At 72.0% G+C, this 22,264-nt stretch carries 10 protein-coding genes; 9 read left to right on the plus strand and 1 reads right to left on the minus strand.

Going from position 1 to position 22,264, the window contains the following annotated elements; translation table 11 throughout:
- Window positions 1-13 precede the first annotated feature (13 nt).
- Window positions 14-430 (plus strand): SRPBCC family protein, encoded by a 417-nt coding sequence (locus ACFZAX_RS11235; protein ID WP_390960818.1) that lies wholly within the window; start codon window positions 14-16, stop codon window positions 428-430.
- A 41-nt stretch (window positions 431-471) separates the two neighbouring features.
- Here ACFZAX_RS11235 and ACFZAX_RS11240 read toward each other — a convergent pair whose 3' ends face one another.
- Window positions 472-1,419, minus strand: a complete 948-nt coding sequence (locus ACFZAX_RS11240) for a formyltransferase family protein (protein ID WP_390960819.1) — start codon at window positions 1,417-1,419, stop codon at window positions 472-474.
- A 231-nt stretch (window positions 1,420-1,650) separates the two neighbouring features.
- Between ACFZAX_RS11240 and ACFZAX_RS11245 the strand changes: the two genes are divergently transcribed.
- From ACFZAX_RS11245 to ACFZAX_RS11280, 8 genes are all read left to right on the plus strand, one after another.
- Window positions 1,651-3,006 (plus strand): SidA/IucD/PvdA family monooxygenase, encoded by a 1,356-nt coding sequence (locus tag ACFZAX_RS11245; RefSeq protein WP_390960821.1) that lies wholly within the window; start codon window positions 1,651-1,653, stop codon window positions 3,004-3,006.
- 160 nt (window positions 3,007-3,166) lie between these two features.
- Window positions 3,167-4,225 carry an iron chelate uptake ABC transporter family permease subunit gene (locus ACFZAX_RS11250; RefSeq protein WP_390960822.1) on the plus strand — a complete coding sequence of 353 codons (1,059 nt, stop codon included), beginning with the start codon at window positions 3,167-3,169 and terminating at the stop codon, window positions 4,223-4,225.
- A 146-nt stretch (window positions 4,226-4,371) separates the two neighbouring features.
- Complete coding sequence (locus tag ACFZAX_RS11255) at window positions 4,372-5,394, plus strand: iron chelate uptake ABC transporter family permease subunit (RefSeq protein ID WP_390960824.1); 1,023 nt, start codon at window positions 4,372-4,374, stop codon at window positions 5,392-5,394.
- A gap of 45 nt (window positions 5,395-5,439) precedes the next feature.
- On the plus strand, window positions 5,440-6,288 hold the full coding sequence (locus ACFZAX_RS11260; RefSeq protein WP_390961011.1) for an ATP-binding cassette domain-containing protein: 849 nt from the start codon (window positions 5,440-5,442) through the stop codon (window positions 6,286-6,288).
- Between the two features lie 117 nt (window positions 6,289-6,405).
- Window positions 6,406-7,464: an ABC transporter substrate-binding protein gene (locus ACFZAX_RS11265; RefSeq protein WP_390960825.1), complete on the plus strand. Its 1,059-nt coding sequence runs from the start codon at window positions 6,406-6,408 to the stop codon at window positions 7,462-7,464.
- Window positions 7,465-7,510: 46 nt separating this feature from the next.
- Window positions 7,511-9,298 (plus strand): ABC transporter transmembrane domain-containing protein, encoded by a 1,788-nt coding sequence (locus ACFZAX_RS11270; protein ID WP_390960826.1) that lies wholly within the window; start codon window positions 7,511-7,513, stop codon window positions 9,296-9,298.
- 303 nt (window positions 9,299-9,601) lie between these two features.
- A complete protein-coding gene (locus tag ACFZAX_RS11275; protein WP_390960827.1) occupies window positions 9,602-20,545 on the plus strand; it encodes an amino acid adenylation domain-containing protein in 10,944 nt (3,647 codons plus the stop codon).
- Window positions 20,529-22,232, plus strand: a complete 1,704-nt coding sequence (locus ACFZAX_RS11280; protein WP_390960828.1) for an ABC transporter transmembrane domain-containing protein — start codon at window positions 20,529-20,531, stop codon at window positions 22,230-22,232. Before ACFZAX_RS11275 ends, ACFZAX_RS11280 begins: the two co-directional genes overlap by 17 nt.
- Window positions 22,233-22,264: the final 32 nt, after the last annotated feature.

The raw sequence follows: 22,264 nt of genomic DNA on the forward strand, positions 1-22,264 counted from the left end.
GGAGAACACCCTCATGGCCAAGACCACCGCGTCCGTCCGCATACCCGCGTCGCCCGACCGGGTCTGGCAGCTCATCGGCGGGTTCGACACCCTGCCCGACTGGCTGCCCTACATCCCGACGAGCGTGCCCGGCGAGGGCGGCCGGGTACGCACCCTCACCAACGAGGACGGCGGCGTGATCGTCGAGCGCCTCGAAGCCTTCGACGACAAGGCCCGCACCTACAGCTACTCGATCCTCCGCGCGCCGTTCCCGGTGACCGGCTACCTCTCCACCCTGACGGTGCACCCGGAACCGGACACGGACTTTGCCCGGGTGGAGTGGAGCGGCAGCTTCACCCCCGACGGGATCGGCGACGAGGAGGCGGTCGCCCTCTTCCACGGCATCTACGCCGACGGACTCGCCGCGCTCGCGGCGACGCTCGCCGCCTGAGCGACCCCCGCCCGAGCGCTCGGGCGGCGAGCGCGGTCGCCTCAGGGACGGCTGGTGAGATACCCGCCCATGGAGGTGAAGTACTCCGTCGCGGGCAGCTCCCGGCCGTCCTCGGTGCGTACCCGGGTGATGGCCAGGCCGTGGTTGCGACCGGTACGCGCGTCGGCGCCGGCGACGATCACCACGCCCTCGCCCTCCCGGTAGAAGATGCGGCCCGGCGTGCCGCCGTACCGCGCTTCGGAGACCACGGCGGCGAGGACCTCCAGCCGCTTGCCCCGGTGGTGGGTGAAGGCGCTGGGGTAGGGGTCGGACTGGGCGCGGACCAGGCGTTCGAGGTCCTCGGCCGGCCAGCTCCAGTCGATCCTGATGTCCTCGGCGGACCGCTTGTGGAAGAAGCTCGCCCGCGAGCGGTCCTGCCGGGTGAACTCCGTCTGCCCGGAGGCGATGAGCGCGAGCGCGCCCGTGGTGACCGGGGCGATGAGGTCGACGGTCTTGTGGAAGAGGTCGGTCGCGGTGTCCGTCGGACCGACCGGGACGGCCTCCTGCCGGACGATGTCACCGGCGTCGAGCTCGTCGTTCATCATGTGCGCGGTGACGCCCACTTCGGTCTCGCCGTTGATCAGCGCCCAGATCAGCGGCGAGAAGCCCGCGTACTTCGGCAGCAGCGAATCGTGGATGTTCAGGGTGCCGTGACGCGGGAGCGCGAAGATGCGCGGGGGAATCCAGGTCCGCCAGTTGTTCGCCACGATGATGTCCGGCTCCGCGGCTTCGAGGCGTTCGAACAGCTCCTCGTCGTCGGGGCGGTTGCGGATCAGTACGGGGACACCGTGCGCCTCCGCGAGATCGGCGACGGAGTCGCTCCAGATCTTCTCGTACGCGTGTTCGCTCTTGGGGTGGGTCACGACCAGCACCACGTCGTGCTCGGAGTCCAGGAGGGCTTGCAGGGTGCGATGACCCCAGGTCTGGTAACCGAACATGACGACCCGCATGGGGTTCCTCCTCTGTGCCGGAATGGACCGTGGGCCAGTAAAGCAAGGCTTACCTTGGTTTGCAACGGGCGCGTGATGCCGCGAACTTGACGGGACATGCGCCCCGGCGCCCTCTCGACAGCCTCACAGGATTAGCTTAGGCTCACCTAAATTCGAGCCGCGCCGTCGGTGTGTCCGACGCTCGCACCTTCCCCATGCCATGAGCGGCTTCCCCGCACGAATGGGAGTGACATGTCACCGGTTCTTCCTGGCGACGCACCGCAGGTCCATGACCTCATCGGAATCGGTTTCGGACCGTCCAACGTGGCCATGGCCATCGCGATCAGTGAGCACAACGCCCGCGCCGGCGAACGACAGCCGGTCAGTGCCCACTTCTTCGAGCAGCAGCCGCGCTTCGGCTGGCACCGCGGCATGCTGATCGACGACGCGACCATGCAGGTGTCCTTCCTCAAGGACCTGGTGACGCTCCGGAACCCCGCCAGCGAGTTCAGCTTCCTCTGCTACCTCCAGAGCAAGGGGCGGCTGATCGACTTCATCAACCACAAGAACCTCTTCCCGCTGCGGGTCGAGTTCCACGACTACTTCGAGTGGGCCGCCGCCCAGGTCGAGGACATGGTCTCCTACGGCCACGAGGTCGTCTCCGTCAGGCCGGCCGTCCAGGACGGAATCGTGGATCACCTGGACGTGACGGTCCGTTCGGGGCAGGGGCTCTCCGTCCACCGGGCCCGCAACCTCGTCATCGGTACCGGGCTCCGCCCCCTGCTGCCCGAGGGTGTCGAGCGTGGTGACCGGGTGTGGCACAACTCCGAACTGCTGGCCAGGGTCGGTGAACTGGAGGGGACTTCGCCCTCCCGGTTCGTCGTCGTGGGTGCCGGACAGAGCGCCGCCGAGAACGTCGCCTACCTGCACCGCGCCTTCCCCGAAGCCGAGATCTGCGCGGTCTTCTCCCGGTACGGATACAGCCCCGCCGACGACAGCGCCTTCGCCAACCGGATCTTCGACCCGGGTGCCGTCGACGAGTACTTCGCGGCGCCCGACGAGATCAAGCAACGCCTGATGGGTTATCACGGAAACACCAACTACTCGGTGGTCGACATCGACTTGATCGACGACCTCTACCGGCAGAGTTACCAGGAGAAGGTGCTCGGCACCGAACGACTGCGCTTCCTCAACGTCTCCCGCCTCGTCGGCGTCAAGGAGACCGAGGAGAAGGCCCGTGCCACCGTGACGTCCCTGGTCACGGGCGAGGAGACCGCCCTGGACGCCGACGTCGTGGTGCTCGCCACCGGCTACAGCCCCGTCGACCCCCTCGGCCTCCTCGGAGAGGCCGCGGACCTCTGCCGCACCGACGACCGGGGCCGCGTCCGCGTCGAGCGCGACTACCGCATCGGGACCGACCCCGCACTGCGCTGCGGCATCTACCTGCAGGGCGGTACGGAACACACCCACGGCATCACCTCGTCGCTGCTCTCCAACACCGCGATCCGGGTCGGCGAGATCCTGGACTCGCTGCTCGACCGCAGGGCCGGGGGAGCCTCGGGGAACGCGGAGGCTGTCGCCGAAGGGGTCGTCGGCGCGTCCCGCTGAGACCCGGCGAGGGCGGCCCGCTCCTGGGCGGCGGGGAAGCCGGGTCCGCCCGCGGGTACCCTCGGCCGGGGCGCGTCCCGGGCCAACCAGGCCCTCGGCGGAGCGAATTGGCCAACCTCCCCTGCGGACGCGGAAGATCAAAGGGATAACGTACGACGACATGACCACGACTACGGTGGAGCTCTCCGAACCCCGGGGAGCAACGAACACGCGTCGAAGACGAGTTGTGGGCCTCGGCGTGCTCGCGCTGATCGTCGTGCTCGCGGGGGTCGCCTCGCTGGCGGTCGGTGCCCGGGCGCTGAGCCCCGCCGACGTGTGGCACGGCCTGTTCGCCGAGCCGGACACCGACCGGCGGCTCACCGAGATCAGGCTCATCGTGCGGACCGTCCGGGTGCCCCGTACCGTGCTCGCGATCGTGGCGGGCATCGCCCTCGGCGTCGGCGGGGCCCTGATCCAGGGATACACGCGCAACCCGATAGCCGACACCGGACTGCTCGGTGTGAACTCCGGCGCCTCCTTCTCCGTGGTGGCCGCGATCGGGCTGCTCGGCTTCACCGACCCGTTCCAGTACGTCTGGTTCGGCTTCCTCGGGGCGGCGGTCGCCGGAGTCGTCGTGTTCGGCCTGTCCAGTGTGGGCCGGGGGGCGGGCAATCCGCTGACCCTCGCCCTGGCCGGCCAGGGCGTCACGGTGTTCCTCGCCGCGATGACCACGGCCGTCGCGCTCTCCGACCAGAAGTCGCTGAACGCCCTGCGGTTCTGGAACGCGGGCTCCGTCGCCGGGGTCGGATTCGACGTCATCCGGCCGATGACCGCCTTCATCGCCGTCGGGCTGGTCCTCGCGTCGACCACCCTGCCCGCCCTCAACCTGCTCACCCTGGGCGAGGACGTGGCGCGCGGGCTCGGCGTGAACATCGCGCTGAGCCGGACCGTCGGCATCCTCGCCATCACCCTGCTCGCGGGAGCGGCCACCGCCGCGTGCGGTTCCGTCGCGTTCCTCGGGCTCATGGTGGCCCACATCGCCCGCTACCTCGCCGGACCGGACTACCGCTGGCTGGTGCCGTACGCGGGCCTCCTCGGAGCCGCCGTCCTGCTCGTCTGCGACATCGTGGGACGCCTCGTGGTGCGGCCCGGAGAACTGGCCGCGGGCGTCGTCGTCGCCCTGCTCGGCGCGCCGTTCTTCGCCGTCCTGGTCTGGCGCGGAAAGTTCAGGAACGCGTGAACGGGACAGAAGTGGAATCATCGCCCTCCCCGGAGCCGTCGCCCTCCCCGGAGCCGTCGCCCTCGCCGCAGCCGTCGTCCTCTCCGGCACCGGCGCCCGCCCCGAAGCCCAAGCCCTCCGCGGCACCCGGAGTACGCCTCGGCCGGGTGTCGTTCGTCTGGCGGCCCTGGATCGTCACAGTCACGCTCGTGCTGGCCGTCGCGCTCTTCCTGGTGTTCTGCCTCTCCATCGCGGTCGGGGACTTCCCCCTCGCGCTGCCCCGGGTCATCGCCACGGTCTTCGGCCGGGGCGAACAGGTCGACGAGTTCGTCGTCATGGAACTGCGGATGCCGAGGGCCCTGGCCGGACTGGTGGTGGGGGTCGCGCTCGGGGTCTCCGGGGCCATCACCCAGTCCGTCGCGCGCAACCCGCTGGCCAGCCCCGACGTGCTGGGCATCACCGGGGGCGCCGGGACGGTCGCGGTGTTCCTCGTCACGGTCTCGGGCGGGGCCGCCGCCGCGGTCGTCAGCTCCGTGGGCCTCTCCATCGCCGCGCTCGCCGGTGGCCTCGGCACCGGACTGCTCGTCTACTTCCTGGCGTGGCGCCGGGGGGTCGACGGATTCCGGCTCATCCTCATCGGCATCTCGGTGAGCGCCGTGACGGAGGCGCTCACCACATGGCTGCTCGTGACCGCCGACATCAGGGACGTGGCGCGGGCCCAGGCATGGCTGGTCGGCTCGCTCGACAACCGCTCCTGGGACGAGGTCCGGGTGGCACTCTGGTGCACCCTCGCGCTCCTCGCCGTGGTGGCCACCGCCGCCTTCCAGTTCAAGCCGATGCACCTCGGCGACGAGGTGGCCGCCGGGCTGGGCGTCCGGTACACACGGGTGCGTGCGGTTCTGCTGCTCTGCGCGGTCCTGCTGGCCGCCGCGGCGGTGAGCGCGGCCGGCCCGGTGCCCTTCGTGGCGCTGGTGGCGCCGCAGGTGGCGATGCGGCTGGCCAGGTGCCCGACACCACCGCTGGTGGCCTCCGGGCTGGTGGGGGCGCTGCTGCTGACCGGCGCGGACCTGGTCGCACGTACGGCACTGCCCATGGCGCTGCCGGTGGGGGTGGTCACCGCCGCGATCGGGGGACCCTTCCTCGTGTATCTGCTGGTACGGGCGAACCTCGCGGGAAAGCGAGCGGGCTGACGGCACATGGGGGCCGACATGACGACGACCGACGACGGGGGAGAGATGACCACGCGGCGAACCACCGGGACCGGAACCACGACCGGTGCCGAATCGGAAGACGCCCGGCTGGCTGCCAGAGGGGTGACGGTCGGGTACGGCGGACGCGTGGTCATCGACGACCTCGACGTGTCGATCCCGTCACGGCTGATCACCACGATCATCGGCCCCAACGGCTGTGGGAAGTCGACCCTGTTGCGCACTTTGACCCGGCTGCTCAGGCCGACGAGCGGAACGGTCGTGCTGGACGGCGACGACATCGCCCGGCTCCGTACCCGGGACGTGGCGAAGAAGCTGGGGCTGCTGCCGCAGACGCCCGTCGCCCCCGAGGGCTTGACCGTGGCCGATCTGGTCGCCCGGGGCCGGCATCCTCACCAGAGCTGGCTGCGGCAGTGGTCCTCCGACGACGCCGAGGTGGTCGAGCGCGCGCTGGCGATGACCGGGGTGTCCGAACTCGCCGACCGCCCGGTCGACTCGCTCTCCGGCGGGCAACGGCAGCGCGTCTGGATATCGATGACCCTCGCCCAGGGCACCGATCTGCTGCTGCTGGACGAACCGACCACCTACCTGGACCTGGCTCACGCCATCGACGTGCTCGACCTCGTGGACGACCTGCACGAATCGGGCCGCACCGTCGTCATGGTGCTCCACGACCTCAATCTGGCGACGCGCTACAGCGACAACCTCATCGTGATGCGGGAGGGGGCGATCCTGGCCCAGGGGCACCCCCGGGACGTCATCACCGCAGATCTGCTGCGCGAGGCGTTCGGCCTGCGCGCCGAGGTGATCGACGATCCGGTGGGCGACCGTCCCCTCATCGTGCCGATCGGGCGGACGCACGTCCGTTCCAACTAGGCATCGAGGCACAGGAAATACCTTGGTTAGGCTAGGCTGGCCTCACCTCTTCAGGATACGGTTTGGCTGCCCCGCGACCGGGGCGCGGGCGGCCAGCGCGAGAGCAAGGGATTCGGGATGCTCCTCCAGAGAACGACGGGTACGAAGTCCTGGCGGCGGGTGGCGGCGATCCTGTCCGCCACGGCCCTGGGTGTGGGCCTCCTCGCCGGATGCGGCGGCTCCGACGAGCCCGACGCGAAGGCGAGCGGCAGCGCTCCGGCCACCGCCACCGGCGCGTTCCCGGTCACCGTGGAGCATGCCTTCGGCACCACCGAGATCACCAAGGCCCCGCAGCGGGTCGTCTCCGTGGGTTACACGGACGACCAGGCCATCCTCGCGCTCGGCGTCAAGCCGGTCGGCATGGTCGACCAGTACCCGAACCCCGCGGGCACGTCTCCCGACATCAACACCCAGTGGCCCTGGGTGAAGGACAAGTGGGGAGACACCCGTCCCGAGGTCATCATGAGCAACGGTGACGCGGGCCCCAACTACGAGAAGATCGCGGCCCTGCGGCCGGACCTGATCATCGCGGTCTACTCCGAGATCGACCGGGCCGCCTACGACAAGCTCTCCAGGATCGCGCCGACGGTGGGCCGCACCAAGGCCGAGAAGGAGCCGTTCAGCGCTCCCTGGCAGGACAACGCCGTGCACATCGCCAAGGCACTCGGCAAGGAGGCCGAGGGCAAGGCGCTCGTGGAGGGCATCCAGGCCAAGCTCGATTCCGCGGCGGCGGCCCACCCCGAGTTCGCCGACCAGACAGCCGTGGCGCTGTCCTGGTACGAGGGCTCGGTCGCACCCTTCGCCACGACCGACGTGCGTGGACGGCTCATCACGGGCATCGGCTACCAGGGCGCCACAGAGGTCGACAAGGCCGCGGGCGGCAAGTTCTACACCGTCCTCTCGCCCGAGCGCATCGACCTGGTCGACGTCGACCGCATCTTCGTCATCAACGACAAGGCGGACACGGACGCGCTGAAGAAGTTCGACCTCTTCGCCAACCTCTCGGCGGTGAAGGCGGGGAAGGTCTCGTACCTCCTCGACAGCGAGGGGCCGGCGGTCGGCGCGGCCATGTCCCAGGGCACCCTGCTCTCCCTGCCCTACGCCATCGACGAGCTCGTCAAGTCGGTCGACCAGTGATGCCGGCCGCCCCGTCCCGTACCGCACGGGCCGTCAGGGGTTCGGCGTGAGCGCCGTGGACACCCGCACCGCCCCCGCGACCCTGCGCACGGCGGGCGGGGGAGAAGCAACCCGGTGGCTCGTGGCGCACTGCCGGCAGGTGCCTCTGCTGACGGCCGCCACCGTGCTCACCACGGTGGCGGGAGCGGTCCTGCAGGTGCTTCCGGTGCTCCTCCTCGGCCGGGTGGTCGACGGGGTGGTCGACGGCGAGTCACGTTCTGTCCTGGTCACCGTCGGTGTCCTGATGGGAGCCGCCGCGCTGCTCGGCGCGGCGGCCACCGCCGGATCGACGTACCTCATCGGACGGCTCGGCGCGGACCTGCTCGCACGACTGCGCGAAGGCGCCGTCCGTGCGGTGCTGGGCATGCCGAGCGCCCGGGTCGAACAGGTCGGCCGCGGGGACGTGCTCTCCCGGGTCGGCGACGACGTCGCCGTGCTCTCCAAGGGCATCCGGTCGGCCGTTCCGACCGTGTTCACCGCCGGAGTCCTCGTCGCCATCGCGACCACCGCCATGTTCGGACTGGACTGGCGGCTCGGCCTCGCGGGGGCCGGCGCGCTGCCCGCCTACGCGTTCGCGCTGCGCTGGTACCTCCCCCGGTCCGCACCGCTCTACCAGAAGCAGCGGGCCGCCCAGGCCGACCGAGCCCAGGCGCTGATCAGCGGCCTCAACGGGATCGACACCGTGCGGGCCTACCGCCTGGAGGGTGCCGTACGCGAGAAGGTCACCGGTGAGTCGTGGCGGGTGCGTGAGCTCGGCGTCGAGGTATTCCGGTTCTTCGGCCGGTTCGTCGGCCGCGAGAACCGCGCCGAGTTCATCGGCCTGGTCCTGATCCTCCTCGTCGGGTACGCCCTGCTGGAGAACGACGCCGCGAGCCTCGGCGAGGTGGCGTCCGCCCCGCTGATGTTCCACCGGCTCTTCACCCCGCTCGGCTCCATCATGTTCACCTTCGACGAGGCGCAGAAGTCGGGTGCCAGCCTGACCCGCCTGGTCGGGGTCCTGGGGGAGCAGGCGGAAGACCGGCTGGTGGGCGACACCTCGGTCGCCCCGGCGGCCGTCGTCCCGTACCCCGTGACGGTGGAGGGGCTGACCTTTGGCTATCCCGGAGCCGAGGAGCCGGTCCTGCGGGACGTGGCTCTGACGATCCCGGCCGGCGGCTCGCTCGCCCTGGTGGGGGCGACGGGCGCGGGCAAGTCGACGCTCGCCGCGCTGATCGCGGGCATCGGCTCCCCGCAGACCGGCACCGTGCGCATCGGCCCGGCCGACCTCGCCGACCTCGACGAGGCCGGCGCGCGGGCCCTGGTGAGCATCCTGACGCAGGAGACCCACGTGTTCTCCGGTCCGCTCGCCGACGACCTGCGCCTCGCCGCTCCGCAGGCGACCGACGCCGAACTGACCGACGCGCTGCGCGCGGTCGGCGCCGGGGCCTGGCTCGACGCCCTGCCGGACGGGCTGTACACCCCGGTCGGCGAGGGCGGCGAACGCCTCGACGGCACCAGGGTCGCCCAGATCGCCCTGACCCGGCTGATGCTCGGCCGCGCCCCCGTGGTGGTGCTCGACGAATCGACCGCCGAGGCCGGCAGCGAGGGCGCCGCCGAACTGGAGCGCGCCGTGCTGGCCGCGTGCGCCGGCCGGACCACGCTCTTTGTGGCCCACCGGCTCACCCAGGCGATGGCGGCGGACCGGATCGCGGTGCTGGACGCCGGGCGCGTGGTGGAGCAGGGCACCCACCGGGAACTGGTCGCCCTGGACGGCCGGTACGCACGCCTGTGGCGGGCCTGGCGCGAAGGAAGCTGAACCCCGCCCGCCTCCGCAACTCGTACACCCCCCGTTACTCGTACACCCCCCCGTAACTCGACACCCCGTATCCCGTACGCCCGCCCCCTGTGCAACGGCGCACCCGCACGCCCGTCCGGATGCGGACACCCCCGTCCGGTCTCCTCGGCGTGCCGGACGACGGTACCTCCCGCCCCTTCCGCGATGCAGCGGACCAACCGCGCACCGTGCTCGGGCGCGCGCCCGGAACCAGCCGACGAACCCAGCCCGGACCGTGCCCGTTCCGAGCCAACTCTCCAACCCGGAAGGGACGATGAGTCTTCGATGATGGACCCCCACGCCCGCCTCGTGCCGCTGTCTCCCGCGAGCCTGGCCGCTGTGCGCCGGCGAACCGGTGACTACTCCGACACCACCATCACCGAGGCCTGTGCCATCGGCCTGTCGTACTGGGCCACCGGCCGCGGCCCCGAAGGCATGGGCCTCGGCCCGGCCACGCTCTTCCCCGACATCCTCGGCTGGGTGCACAACGGAGGTACGGGGCCCGCCGGGTGGACGGTGGGCGAGGACGGCCGGAGCATCACCGTCCCCGAGGGTGTCGAACCTGCCGACGTACGCGGCGTGCTGGACGATCTCCTCGACTTCCCCGACCGGCCCCTCGGCACGATCGGTACCGCCGACGCCTCGGCCAGGGCCGAACTGCTGGCCCGGTGGAACGACACCGACGCCGAACGGGACCGCCCGACCCTCGTGGAGATGTTCCGCGAACAGGCGCGCACCAGGCCGGACGCCATCGCCGTCGTCGACGGGAACCGCTCGCTGACCTACCGTCAAGTCGATTCACTGAGTGCTCAGTTGGCGCATCACCTACGCGGTCGCGGGCTCGGCCCCGAAGAGGTCGTCGGCATCTCGCTCGGCCGGTCCGCGGACATGGTGATCGGCCTGCTCGCGGTGCTCCGGGCGGGAGGCGCCTTCGTTCCGCTCGACCCGCAGTGGCCGGCCGCCCGCCGGAGCGTCGTCATCGAGGACGCCAGGGCCGTCCTCCAGCTCAACGACTCGGGGCTACGGCCCGAGGGCGAGCCGGAGGCCGTCGCCGTCGACCTCGGCGACTGGGGCTACGGCTCGGAGCCCGCCGACGGGTCCCACGCCACGGTGTCCGGGGCGGCCCTCGCCTACGTGATCTTCACTTCCGGCTCGACCGGACGCCCCAAGGGCGCGATGATCCGGCACGAGGCGATCAGCGAACGCCTTCTCTGGCAGAGCCGCGAGATCCTCGGCTTCGGCCACGACGACGCCTCGCTCTTCAAGGCACCGCTCTCCTTCGACATCTCGATCAACGAGATCTTCCTGCCCCTGGTGACCGGCGGCCGGCTCGTCGTCCTGCGGCCCGGCGGCGAACGCGACCCGCACCACCTGCTGAGCGTGATCGCCGAGCAGCGCGTCACCTTCACCTACCTGGTCTCCTCCATGCTGGACGTCCTGCTGGAGATCGCCGGTGACTCCGGCCGGCTGGACAGCCTGCGGCACGTGTGGTGCGGCGGCGAGGTGCTCACCCCGGAACTGTACGAACGCTTCCGCACCAAGCTCGACATCCCGCTCTACCACGGCTACGGCCCCGCCGAGACGACCATCGGCGTCTCGCACGTCATCTACCGCGGCGCCGCCGAACGCCTCTCCACCTCGATCGGCAAGGCCAACCCCAACACCCGGCTCTACGTCCTCGACGACGAACTGCGCCCGGTCCCCGTCGGCGTCGGCGGCGAACTCTACGTCGGCGGCTTCCTCCTGGGACGCGGCTACGTCAACGCCCCCGGCCTCACCGCGGCCCGGTTCGTGGCCAACCCCTTCGCCGACGACGGGTCCCGGCTCTACCGCACCGGCGACCTCGCCCGCTACGCCCCCGACGGCTCGCTGGACTTCCTCGGCCGTGCCGACAACCAGATCAAGATCCGCGGCATGCGGCTGGAGATCGAGGACGTGGAAGCCGGCCTCGCCGAACACCCCTCCGTACGTCACACCTGCGTCGTCGCGAAGAAGAACGCGGCGGGCGGCACCTACCTGGTGGGATACGTCATCCCCGCCACCGGGTCCGAGAACCTGCGCGGCGACGAGGTCAGGGCCTGGGCCGAGAAGCACATGGTGGAGTACATGGTGCCCACCCACATGGTCGTGATGAAGGAGTTCCCGCTCACCGCGAACGGCAAGCTCGACCGAAAGGCCCTGCCCGAACCCGTCGTCGCGACCGGCTCGTTCGTCCCGCCCACCACCGACGACGAACGCGCGGTCTGCGCGGCCGTCGCCACGCTGCTCCGGCTGGACGAGGTCGGTGTCGACCAGGACTTCTTCCGCCTCGGCGGCGACAGCATCCTCGCCATCTCCCTGCTGAGCGCACTGCGCGAAGCAGGCCTCCACGTCACGGCGCGACAGATCTTCACCCACAGCGTCATCGGCGCGCTGGCCGCCGTCGCGAGCCGCGAGGAGGCCTCCGCGCCCCTCCACCGCGACGTGGCCACCGGCGAGATCACCGGATCGCCCATCCTGCGGTGGCTCGGCGAGACCACCGACGCGGTCGACGGCTTCGTGCAGTCGGTGGTGCTGAACGTCCCCGCCGAACTGACCGCCGACGCCCTCGACGAGATCCTCACCGCCCTGGTCCGGCGGCACGACATGCTCCGCGCCCGGCTGGTACGCGGCGACCACTGGGCCTTCGACGTCCCCGAGGCGGACGGAGCCGCCGCGGGGTGGCAGGAGAGCGGCCTGCCGCAGGAGGAGTGCGTCGCCCTCGCGACCGACGCGCTCGACCCCGACGGCGGTGTGATGCTCCGCGCCGTCTGGCGCCGCGCCGCACACCAACTCGTCCTCGTCGTCCACCACGTGGTGATCGACGGCGTGTCCTGGCGGGTCCTGATGGACGACCTGGCCACGGCGTGGCGCCAGTGGTCCTCCGGCGCGCCGATCGAACTTCCCCCGGTGCGCACGTCCTTCCGGCACTGGACGGAACTTCTCGCGCGCACGGACTTCGAGGCGGACCGCGCGTACTTCCAGCGCCCCCTGCCGGGAGCGGACGGACCCATCGGCCGCCGGGCGCCGTCCGGGACCGACACCGTCGACCGGGAACGCACCCGGACCATGACGCTCGGTCCCGGCCCCACCGCCGCACTGCTGGGCGACATCCCCGCGAAGTTCCACGCGGGCGTCAACGACGTCCTGCTCACCGCGCTCGCCGTCACCCTCGCCCGGTGGCGCCGCGACCTCGGACAGGACCAGACGTTCGCCCACGTGGAGCTGGAGGGGCACGGCCGCGAAGGGCGCTTCGTGACCGGATCCGAGCCCGAACTGTCCCGCACCGTCGGCTGGTTCACCACCCTCTTCCCGGTGACCGTGGACCCCGGCGCGGCCGGGGACCTCACCGCGCCCGGCTACCTCGCCGCCGCGCTCAAGGCGGTCAAGGAGAACCTCGCCCAGGTCCCGGCCAACGGCCTCTCCTACGGCGTGTTGCGCCACCTGACCGGCACCGCGTTCGACACGCCCGCACCCCAGGTGCTCTTCAACTACCTCGGCCGCTTCGACGCGGAGACCTCCGGCGACTGGCGGCTCTCGGGAAGCACCGGGCAACTGGGCGAGGAGCGGGACCCGCGCATGCGGCTGCCGCGCCCCCTGGAGTTCAACGCGATCGCGGAAGCCTCGTCCACCGGCGCTCACCACCTCCTCACCACCCTCTCCTGGCCCGACGGGATGTTCACCGACGAGGACATCGACACCCTGGTCACGTATCTGAGGGAAGCACTGACCGGCCTGGCCGCCCTCCAGCAGGGCGGCCACACCCCCAGCGACTTCCCCCTCGTACCGCTCACCCAGGCGGACGTCGACGCCCTCGACACACCGGAGCTCCGCGACATCCTGCCGCTGACCCCGCTCCAGGAAGGCCTCTACTTCCACTCCGTCTTCGACGACGACTCGGCGGGCGCCTACGTCGAGCAGCAACTGCTGACCCTCGACGGCGAGGTGGACACCGGCCGACTGGAGGCGGCGGCGACGCGGCTCCTCCAGCTCTACCCGAACCTCGCCGCACGGTTCACCGCCCTCGCGGACGGCCGGGTCGTGTCCGTCCTGGAGAGCGGGATCAGCGCGCCCTTCACGGTGCTGGAGCGGCCCGGGATCACCGACGCCGAGATCCGCGACCTCGCCGAGCGGGACCGTCGCGCCGGATTCGACCTGGCCACCGGCCCGTTGATGCGTTACACCCTGATCCGCGCCGGCTCCGCGCGGACCGTGCTGGTGCAGACCGTGCACCACATCGTCGCCGACGGCTGGTCGGTACCTCCGATGCTCCGCGCGCTGCTGGCCGAGTACCACGCGCCCGGCACGGAGTACCGGACCGGCGGGTTCGCCGACTATGTGCGCCACCTCGCCGGCCTCGACGAGACGGAGAGCGACCGGGTGTGGCGGGAGGAGCTCGCCGGACTCCCGGGCCCCTCCCTGGTCGCCCCGGACCACACCCCGTCCGACCGCTTCGCCGACGCCGTCGAAGAGGGCGCCGACCCCGCCACGGACGTCGACACCGCCGCACGGTCGGCCGGCGTGCCCCTGAGCGTGGCCGTGCACAGCGCCTGGGCGCTGACCCTCGGCGGCATCCTGCACGGCACGGACGTGGTGTTCGGCTCCACCGTGTCCGGACGCGACGCGGACGTTCCCGGCATCGAGGACATGGTCGGCCTGTTCATCAACACCGTTCCGGTACGCGCCCGTTGGTCCGACATCACCACGGCCCGCGAACTGCTCGCCTCCGTCCGGGAACACCAGAGCCATGTCCTGCCGCACAGCCACGTCTCTCTCGCCAGGACCGGGCGCCTGGCCGGCCACGGCACCCTCTTCGACACCCTCGTGGTGTTCGACGTCGCGACCGACGTGGACGCGCTGCGGAGCCCCGGCGACGACCTCGCCATCACCGCCGTCGAGAACGAGGGCGCCCCGCACTACCCCCTGACCCTCGTCGTCGAACGCACCCCCGACGGGCGCGTCCGCTTCAACCTCGTCCACGACCGCGAACTGCTCCGCGAGGCCGGCGCCCGGAAGATCCTGCGCACCTTCACCCGCACCCTCACCGCCCTGCTCACCCGGCCGGACGCCCCGGTCCGCGCACTGGCGCACCCGGAGCACCGGCCCGTCGAACCGACGGCCCCGACGACGCTCGGCGGACTCTTCGACGCCGCCGCACGCCGCGACCCTGCCGCCACCGCCGTCACCGCGTGCGCCCTCGACGGCACCACCCACTCCCTGACCTACGGCGAACTCGCGGCCGCTCGCGACGCGTTGGTCCCCGTACTGCGCGCGGCCGGGGTCCGGCCCGGCAGCCGGGTCGCCGTCGCGGTCCCGCGCTCCGTGGAACAGGTGGTTGCCCTGGTCGCCGTCGTCACCGCCGGCGGAGCGTACGTACCGCTGGACCTGGCGTACCCGGACGAGCGCCTCGAACACATCCTCGCCGACGCCGCCCCGCAGGTCGTCCTCGTCGCACCCGGCGGGCGGGACCGCTTCACCGGCCTGCTCCGCCGGACCGGAGAGGACCCCGCCCGCCTGCTGGTACTGGGCGACGAGCCACTGCGCGCCGACCCGCCGTCGCGGGAGGTGGCACCCACCGGGGCCGGCCCGCACGACCCCGCCTACGTCATCTACACCTCCGGATCGACCGGCCGGCCCAAGGGCGTCGTCGTCCCGCACTCCAGCGTGGTGACCCTGCTCGCCAACACCCGTCCCGCCATGGACTTCGGCCCCGACGACGTCTGGGTCCAGTTCCACTCCTACTCCTTCGACTTCGCCGTCTGGGAGCTGTGGGGCGCGCTGGCTCACGGCGCGGAACTGCTGGTGCCGGAGTACGCCCTGACCCGTTCCCCGGTGGACTTCCACCGGCTGGTCCGCGAACGCGGGGTCACCGTCCTCAACCAGACCCCCTCCGCCTTCTACCAGTTCGTCGAGGCCGACCGGCACGCCGCGGAACCGGCCACCGCGCTGCGCCGGATCGTCTTCGGCGGTGAGGCACTGGACCTCGGACGGCTGCGCGGCTGGGTCGAGCGGCACGGCACCACCGCGCCCGAACTGGTCAACATGTACGGCATCACCGAGACCACCGTCCACGTCACCCACCGGGTACTCACCGCCGAGGACTTCGGCGGCGGCGACACCAGCCCCATCGGCGGTCCCGTCCCCGGCCTGACCACCCACCTCCTCGACGACCGGCTCCGCCCGGTGCCGCCCGGCCGGGTGGGCGCCATCTACGTGGCGGGCGACCAGGTGTCCCTCGGATACCTCGGCCGGCCCGGCCTCACCGCAGGCCGGTTCGTCGCCGACCCGTTCGCGGGCGACGGCTCCCGCATGTACCACACCGGTGACCTCGCGCGCCGCACCCTCGGTGGAGAGCTGGAGTTCGTCGGCCGCGCCGACGACCAGGTGCAGCTGAAGGGCTTCCGCATCGAACTCGGCGAAGTCGAGTCCACGATCAGGGAGTTCGACGGCATCACCGACGCGGCCGTCACCCCCGCCGAAACCGGCGACCACCTGGTCGCCCACGTGGTCGGCCGGGCACCCGGCGACCTCGTCCGCCTGCTCGCCGCGAAGCTGCCCGCCCACATGGTGCCGGGCCGGGTCCTGACCCTCGACGCCCTGCCGCTCACCGTCAACGGCAAACTCGACCGCACAGCCCTGACCGAGCGCGCCGCACGGGAGGACACCCCCGTGGCCACGAGCGGCCCGGCGCGCGACGCACTCGTCACCCTCGACGCACTCGTCAACCTCTTCGCCGAGACCCTGCCGGAACCCGACGTCGACGGCGACACCGATTTCTTCATGGCCGGCGGCGACAGCATCGTCGCCATCACCCTGATCAACCGGGCCAGGGCGCTCGGTCTGCCCGTCGCACCCCGCGACGTGTTCCTCCACCGGACCCCGCGCGCGCTCGCCGCGCACCTGGAGACCCGCGCGCCGCAGCTCCCCGTCGTACCCGAGCCCGTCCGCCCGCAGGGCGGCCCGCTCCACCCCACACCGATCGTCCTGCGCCAGCGCGAACTGGGCGGCTCGCTCGACCGGTTCGCCCAGGCCCGCGCCCTCACCGCGCCCGAGGGCACCACGCCTGCCGACGTCCGGCGCGCCGCGGACACCCTGCTGGCCACGCACCCGGCCCTCCGGCTGCGGCTGCGCGCCGACCACGGGGTGTGGACCCTCGCCACCGAACCCGCCCGCACCGCCACCGTCCTGCTCCCCGACACCACCGACCCGACGGCCGCGGCGGACGAGGCCGCCGCAGGGCTCGACCCCTCGGCCGGGCACGTCGTCGCGTTCTCCTGGATCGGGGAGACCCGCACCGTCGTGGTCACCGCCCACCACCTCGGCGTCGACGCGGTCTCCTGGCTGATCCTGCTGGAGGACCTGGCCGCCGCCCTGCGCGGCGAGACCCTGGCACCGCCGACCACCCCCTTCGCCGAGTACGCCGAAGCACTGACCACCCGCTCCGCCGAAGCCGCCGACGGCCTCGGCCACTGGCTGACCACCCTCGACGCCCCCGCCCCGCTGCCCCCGGCCACAACGCTCCGCGTCCGGACGACCGTGCTCCCGCCGGAGACCGGCGACCGGGTCACCCGCACCGCGCCCGCCGCCCTCGGCACCGGAATCACCGAACTGCTCCTCGGCGCACTGCGCACCGCGCTGACCCGGATCCAGAACGAGCCCACCGACCTTGCGATCGACCTCGAACACCACGGTCGCGTCCCCGCCCGGGACCACCACGACTACTCCCGTACGGTCGGCTGGTTCACCGCCGTCGCACCCGTACGCCTCACCGCGCACACCGACCCCGTCGCCGCTGCCCGCGAGGCCGCGACGCGCCGGTCCGACGAGGACGGACACCTCGGCTACGGCCTGCTCCGCCACCTCAACCCGCAGACCGGACCGCTCCTGACCGCCCGACCGCACCCCCAGGTGCTCTTCAACTACCTGGGCCGGGGAAGCGAGTCGGAGGCGCTCCGCCTCACCCCGGGGGACCAGGGCAGCCCGTACGCCGTCGAGGTCAACGCCTGGACCGACAGCGCCACCGGCAGCGTGCACGCGGAGTTCATCCTCGCCGACGGCGTCCCCGACACGATCACCGAGCACTGGCGGCGCGCCCTGGAGGAGATCGCCGACGCCTCGGCGACCGCCGAGCGCACCGTACCGGTCACCCCGCTCCAGCGCGGCCTCTACTTCCAGGCCCAGCTGGCGGGCACCGCCGGACACTACGTCGCCCAGAGCTGGTTCACCTTCGACCGGCGCCTGGACACCGACGCGCTCGCCGGGGCGATGGCGTACGTGATCGCCCGCCACCCGGTCGTCGGCGCCGGCTTCACCACCGACGACGACGGCTACCCCGTCCAGGTCCTCGCCGCAGGCCGGCGCGTCCCCGTCCGCACGGTCTCCCTGACCACGGAGGCCGAGACCGACGCCCTGCGCGCCCAGGACCGCGACACCGGATTCGACCCCGGCGAACCGCCGCTGGTCCGGCTGACCGTGGTGCGGCTGCCCGACGGCCGCGACGGCCTGCTGCTCAGCTACCATCTGCTGCTCTGGGACGGCTGGTCCCGCGAGATCGTGCTCCGCGACCTCTTCGAGGCCTACCGGGCGATCCTCGCCGGGGAGCCTCTGGACCCGGCCCCCGCAGCCCCGTCCTTCGAGGACCACGCCCGCGCGCTCGCCGCCAAGGATCCCGCCGTTCCCACCCGCTTCTGGGCCGGGCACCTGGCCGGGCTCACCGGCCCGACCCTGCTCGCCGGACCGGACCCCTCCTTCCCGGACGACCTGCCGCGCGCCCTCACCCAGACCCTCACCACCGAGGAGTCCGACCGTCTGCGCGAGGCCGCCAGGACCCACGGCGTCACCCTGAACTCCGTGCTCACCGGCGCCTTCGGCCTCCTGCTCGGCGCGCACACCGGCCGGACCGACGCCGTGTTCGGCGTCACCGTCTCCGGCCGCGAGGGCGAGGACACCTCCGGCATCGTCGGCGTACTCCTCAACACCGTGCCCCAGTGGACCCGGCCCCGCCCGGACGACACCGTCGGCGCCTACCTCACCGCCGTCCAGCGGGCCCGCGTCGAGGCAATGGAACACGAACACCTCGGGCTCGGCGAGATCCAGCGGGCCGCCGGACACGACAGCCTCTTCGACAACCTCTTCGTGCTCCAGAACTTCCTGGACATGGACGCGTTCGCCGCGATGAATACCCGGCACGGCATCACCTCGGTGAAGGCCGACGACTCGACCCACTACCCCTTCACCTGGGTCGTCACCCCGGGCGACCGCCTCACCGTCAAGCTGGAGTACCGCGACGACGACACCGAGGGAGCCCGTCGCCTGCTGGCCGGCTACCTGCGCGTGCTCGACGCCCTGGCCCGCACCACGGGCCCCCTCGGCGCACTTCCGGGTCTCGGCGACGTGCCCGCGCCCGCCGACACCACGGAGATCGGCACGGACACCGTCGTCGACCGGTTCGACCTGGCCGCCGACCGCGACCCCGGGCGGACCGCGCTCGTCGCCCACGGCGCCACGATGACCTTCGCCGAGCTCAGGGACCGCAGCCGTGCCCTCGCGGGCGTCCTCGCCGCACGCTCCATCGGCCCCGAGACGACCGTCGGCCTCGCCCTCCCGCGCTCCCTCGACTCGATCGTGGCGCTCTTCGCCGTGCTGCGCACCGGCGCCGCCTACGTACCGCTGGAGCTCGACCACCCCGACGAGCGGATCGCCGCGATCGTCGCCGACGCCCGGCCCGCGGTCACCCTCACCGTCAGCGCCGTCGCACCCCGGCTGACCGGCGAACTGATCGCACTCGACCGCCCGCTCCCCGACGCCGAACCCCTCGTCACCTTCGCGCCCGACGATCCGGACCGCCTGCGGCACCCCGCGTACACCATCTACACCTCCGGATCGACCGGGAAGCCCAAGGGTGTGGTGACCGAGTACGCCGGCCTCACCAACATGCTGATCAACCACCAGCGCCGCGTCTTCGAACCGGTCCTCGCCGAACACGGCCACCGGACCTTCCGCATCGCACACACCGTGTCGTTCGCCTTCGACATGTCGTGGGAGGAGCTCCTCTGGCTCGCGGACGGCCACGAGGTGCACATCTGCGACGAGGAACTGCGCCGTGACGCCCCCCGGCTCGTCGCCCACTGCCTCGAACACGGCATCGACGTCATCAACGTGACCCCGACCTACGCCCAGCAACTGGTCGCCGAGGGCCTGCTCGACGACCCCGCACACCGCCCCGCACTGGTCCTGCTCGGCGGCGAGGCCGTCACCCCCGCCCTCTGGCAGCGACTCGCCGCCACCGATGGCACCGTCGGCTACAACCTCTACGGGCCCACCGAGTACACCATCAACACCCTCGGCGTCGGCACCTTCGAATGCCAGGACCCGGTGGTCGGCGTGCCCATCGACAACACCGAGGTGTACGTACTCGACCCGTGGCTGCGCCCCCTGCCGGACGGCGTTCCCGGCGAGCTGTACGTGGCGGGCGTCGGCATCGCCCGCGGCTACCTCGGGCAGCCCGCCCAGACCGCGCACCGTTTCGTCGCCTGCCCGTTCGGCGAACCCGGCGCCCGGATGTACCGCACCGGGGACCTGGTGCTCCGGCGTCCCGACGGGAACCTGAACTACCTCGGCCGCACCGACCAGCAGGTCAAGATCCGGGGCCACCGGGTCGAACTCGGCGAGGTGGAGGCCGCGTTCGCCGCGCACCCCGCGGTGCGGTTCGTCGCCGCCGTCGCCCAGCCCGACCCCCAGGTCGACGGAGCCCACCGGCTCGCCGCCTATCTGGTGCTCGACGGCCGCGACGGGGCCGGCGTCGCCGACCTCGCCTCGGTCGCCGCCGACGTGGGCGCCGGGCTGCCCGACTTCCTGCGCCCGACGCACTACGCGCGGGTCGACGCGATCCCGCTGACCGTCAACGGCAAGGCCGACACCAAAGCCCTGCCCGAGGCCAAGCCCCTCGGCGTCCTCACCACGGCCGGCGAACGGGCCCCCGAGGGCGAGACGGAGACCCTGGTCCGTGAGTTCTTCGCCGAGGCACTGGACCTGGACGACGACGAGGTCAGTGCCGTGAGCGATTTCGTGTCCCTCGGGGGACACTCCATGCTGGCGGTGCGGCTGATCGGGCTGCTCCGCCGCGAGTACGGACCCGTGATCACCATCCGTGATCTGCTCACCCTGCGAACCCCGGAAGCGATTGCGCGGCACCTTGAAGACAACAGCTGACACCCAGCGGCCCCGCCAGGGCGCCGACATCCTGCGGACCGCACTGCGCCGCAACATCGGCGCCATGGCCTGGGGCACCGTCCTCATGGGCCTCTACCAGGCCGGTGAGACGGCGTTTCCGATCGCACTCGGCCTGATCGTCGAGCACACCATGCAGGAACGCAGCCTCGGCAGACTCCTGCTGTCGATCGGCGCGCTGGCCGTGATCATCACGACCGTGTCGCTCTCCTGGCGGTTCGGGATGCGCATCCTGCAGAAGGCCAACACGACCGAGGCGCACCACTGGCGGGTCCGCGTCGCGGCCTGCGGACTCCAGCCGGTGGCCCGGGACATGGACCTGAAGTCCGGCGAGGTGCTGACCATCGCCACCGAGGACGCGGACCAGACCGCCGACATCATCGAGGTGGTGCCGCTGCTGGTCAGCTCGGTCGTCGCGATCCTCGTCGCGGGGACCGCGCTCGGACTGGCCGACCTGCGGCTCGGTCTGCTGGTCTTCGTGGGAGCCGCCGCGATCCTCTCGGTCCTCGGCGTGATGTCGAAACGGATCGGCGCGAGCACCAAGGAGCAGCAGGCCCGGGTGGCGCGGGCGGGCGCGAAGGTCGCCGACCTGATCACCGGCCTCCGCCCGCTGCACGGCTTCGGCGGCAACCACGCCGCGTTCCGGTCCTACCGCGACGTCAGCACCGAGGCGAAGCACCAGGCGATCACCGTCGCCCGGGTGAACGGGGCCTACGCGGGTGCCTCACTGGCCCTCAATGCCCTTCTCGCCGCCGTCGTGACCCTGGCGGCGGGCTGGCTCGCCTTCGACCGGCAGATCACCGTCGGGGAACTCGTCATGGCGGTGGGCCTGGCGCAGTTCATCATGGAACCGATGAAGCTGTTCTCGGAGATGCCGAAGTACGTGATGATGGCGCGCGCCTCGGCGGAGCGGATGGCGCTGGTCCTCGACGCCCCGCCGGTCGCGGCCCCGGGCAGGGGAAGCCCCGAGCCGGGCGCCGGCCTGGAGATCGACCGCGTCCGCCACGGCTCACTGCGCGAGCTCAAGTTGCAGGTCGCCGCAGGGGAGTTCGTCGCGATCGCCGCCTACCAGCCGCGCGCCGCCGCCGAGTTCGCGGCGATCCTGGCGCTGAACGTACCGCCCCACGCGTACGAGGGGGTGGTGCGGCTCGGCGGCCAGGAGATCGGCGACCTGCCGGCCGAGGCGGTACGCGCGCACATGCTGGTGAACCCCTACGACGGGGAGATCTTCGCGGGCACGCTCCGTACCAACATCGACCCCTCCGGCACCAGCCGCATGATTTCGGAGGCCGTCGAGGCGTCCCTGCTGACCGACGTCGTCGCCCTGCACCGCGAAGGACTGGACCACACCGTCCGCGACCGGGGCGCCAACCTCTCCGGAGGCCAGCGCCAACGGCTCTCACTGGCCCGGGCCCTGGCCGCCGACAGCGACATCCTGGTCCTGCACGACCCGACCACGGCGGTCGACGCGGTCACCGAACAACTCGTCGCCCGCAACGTCGCCGAGCTGCGCCGGGGCCGCACCACGGTCGTACTCACCAGCAGCCCGGCCCTGCTGGACGCCGCCGACCGGGTGCTGGTCCTGGACGACGGCGTCATCACCGCCGAGGCCACCCACCGCCACCTCCTCGCCACCGACGAGGCGTACTGCCGGGCCGTGGCGCGATGACCCGGTGACCCTGCCACCGGGGTGGCAGGGTC

Source organism: Streptomyces sp. NPDC008125, from assembly GCF_042957125.1.
Classification (GTDB): Bacteria; Actinomycetota; Actinomycetes; order Streptomycetales; family Streptomycetaceae; genus Streptomyces.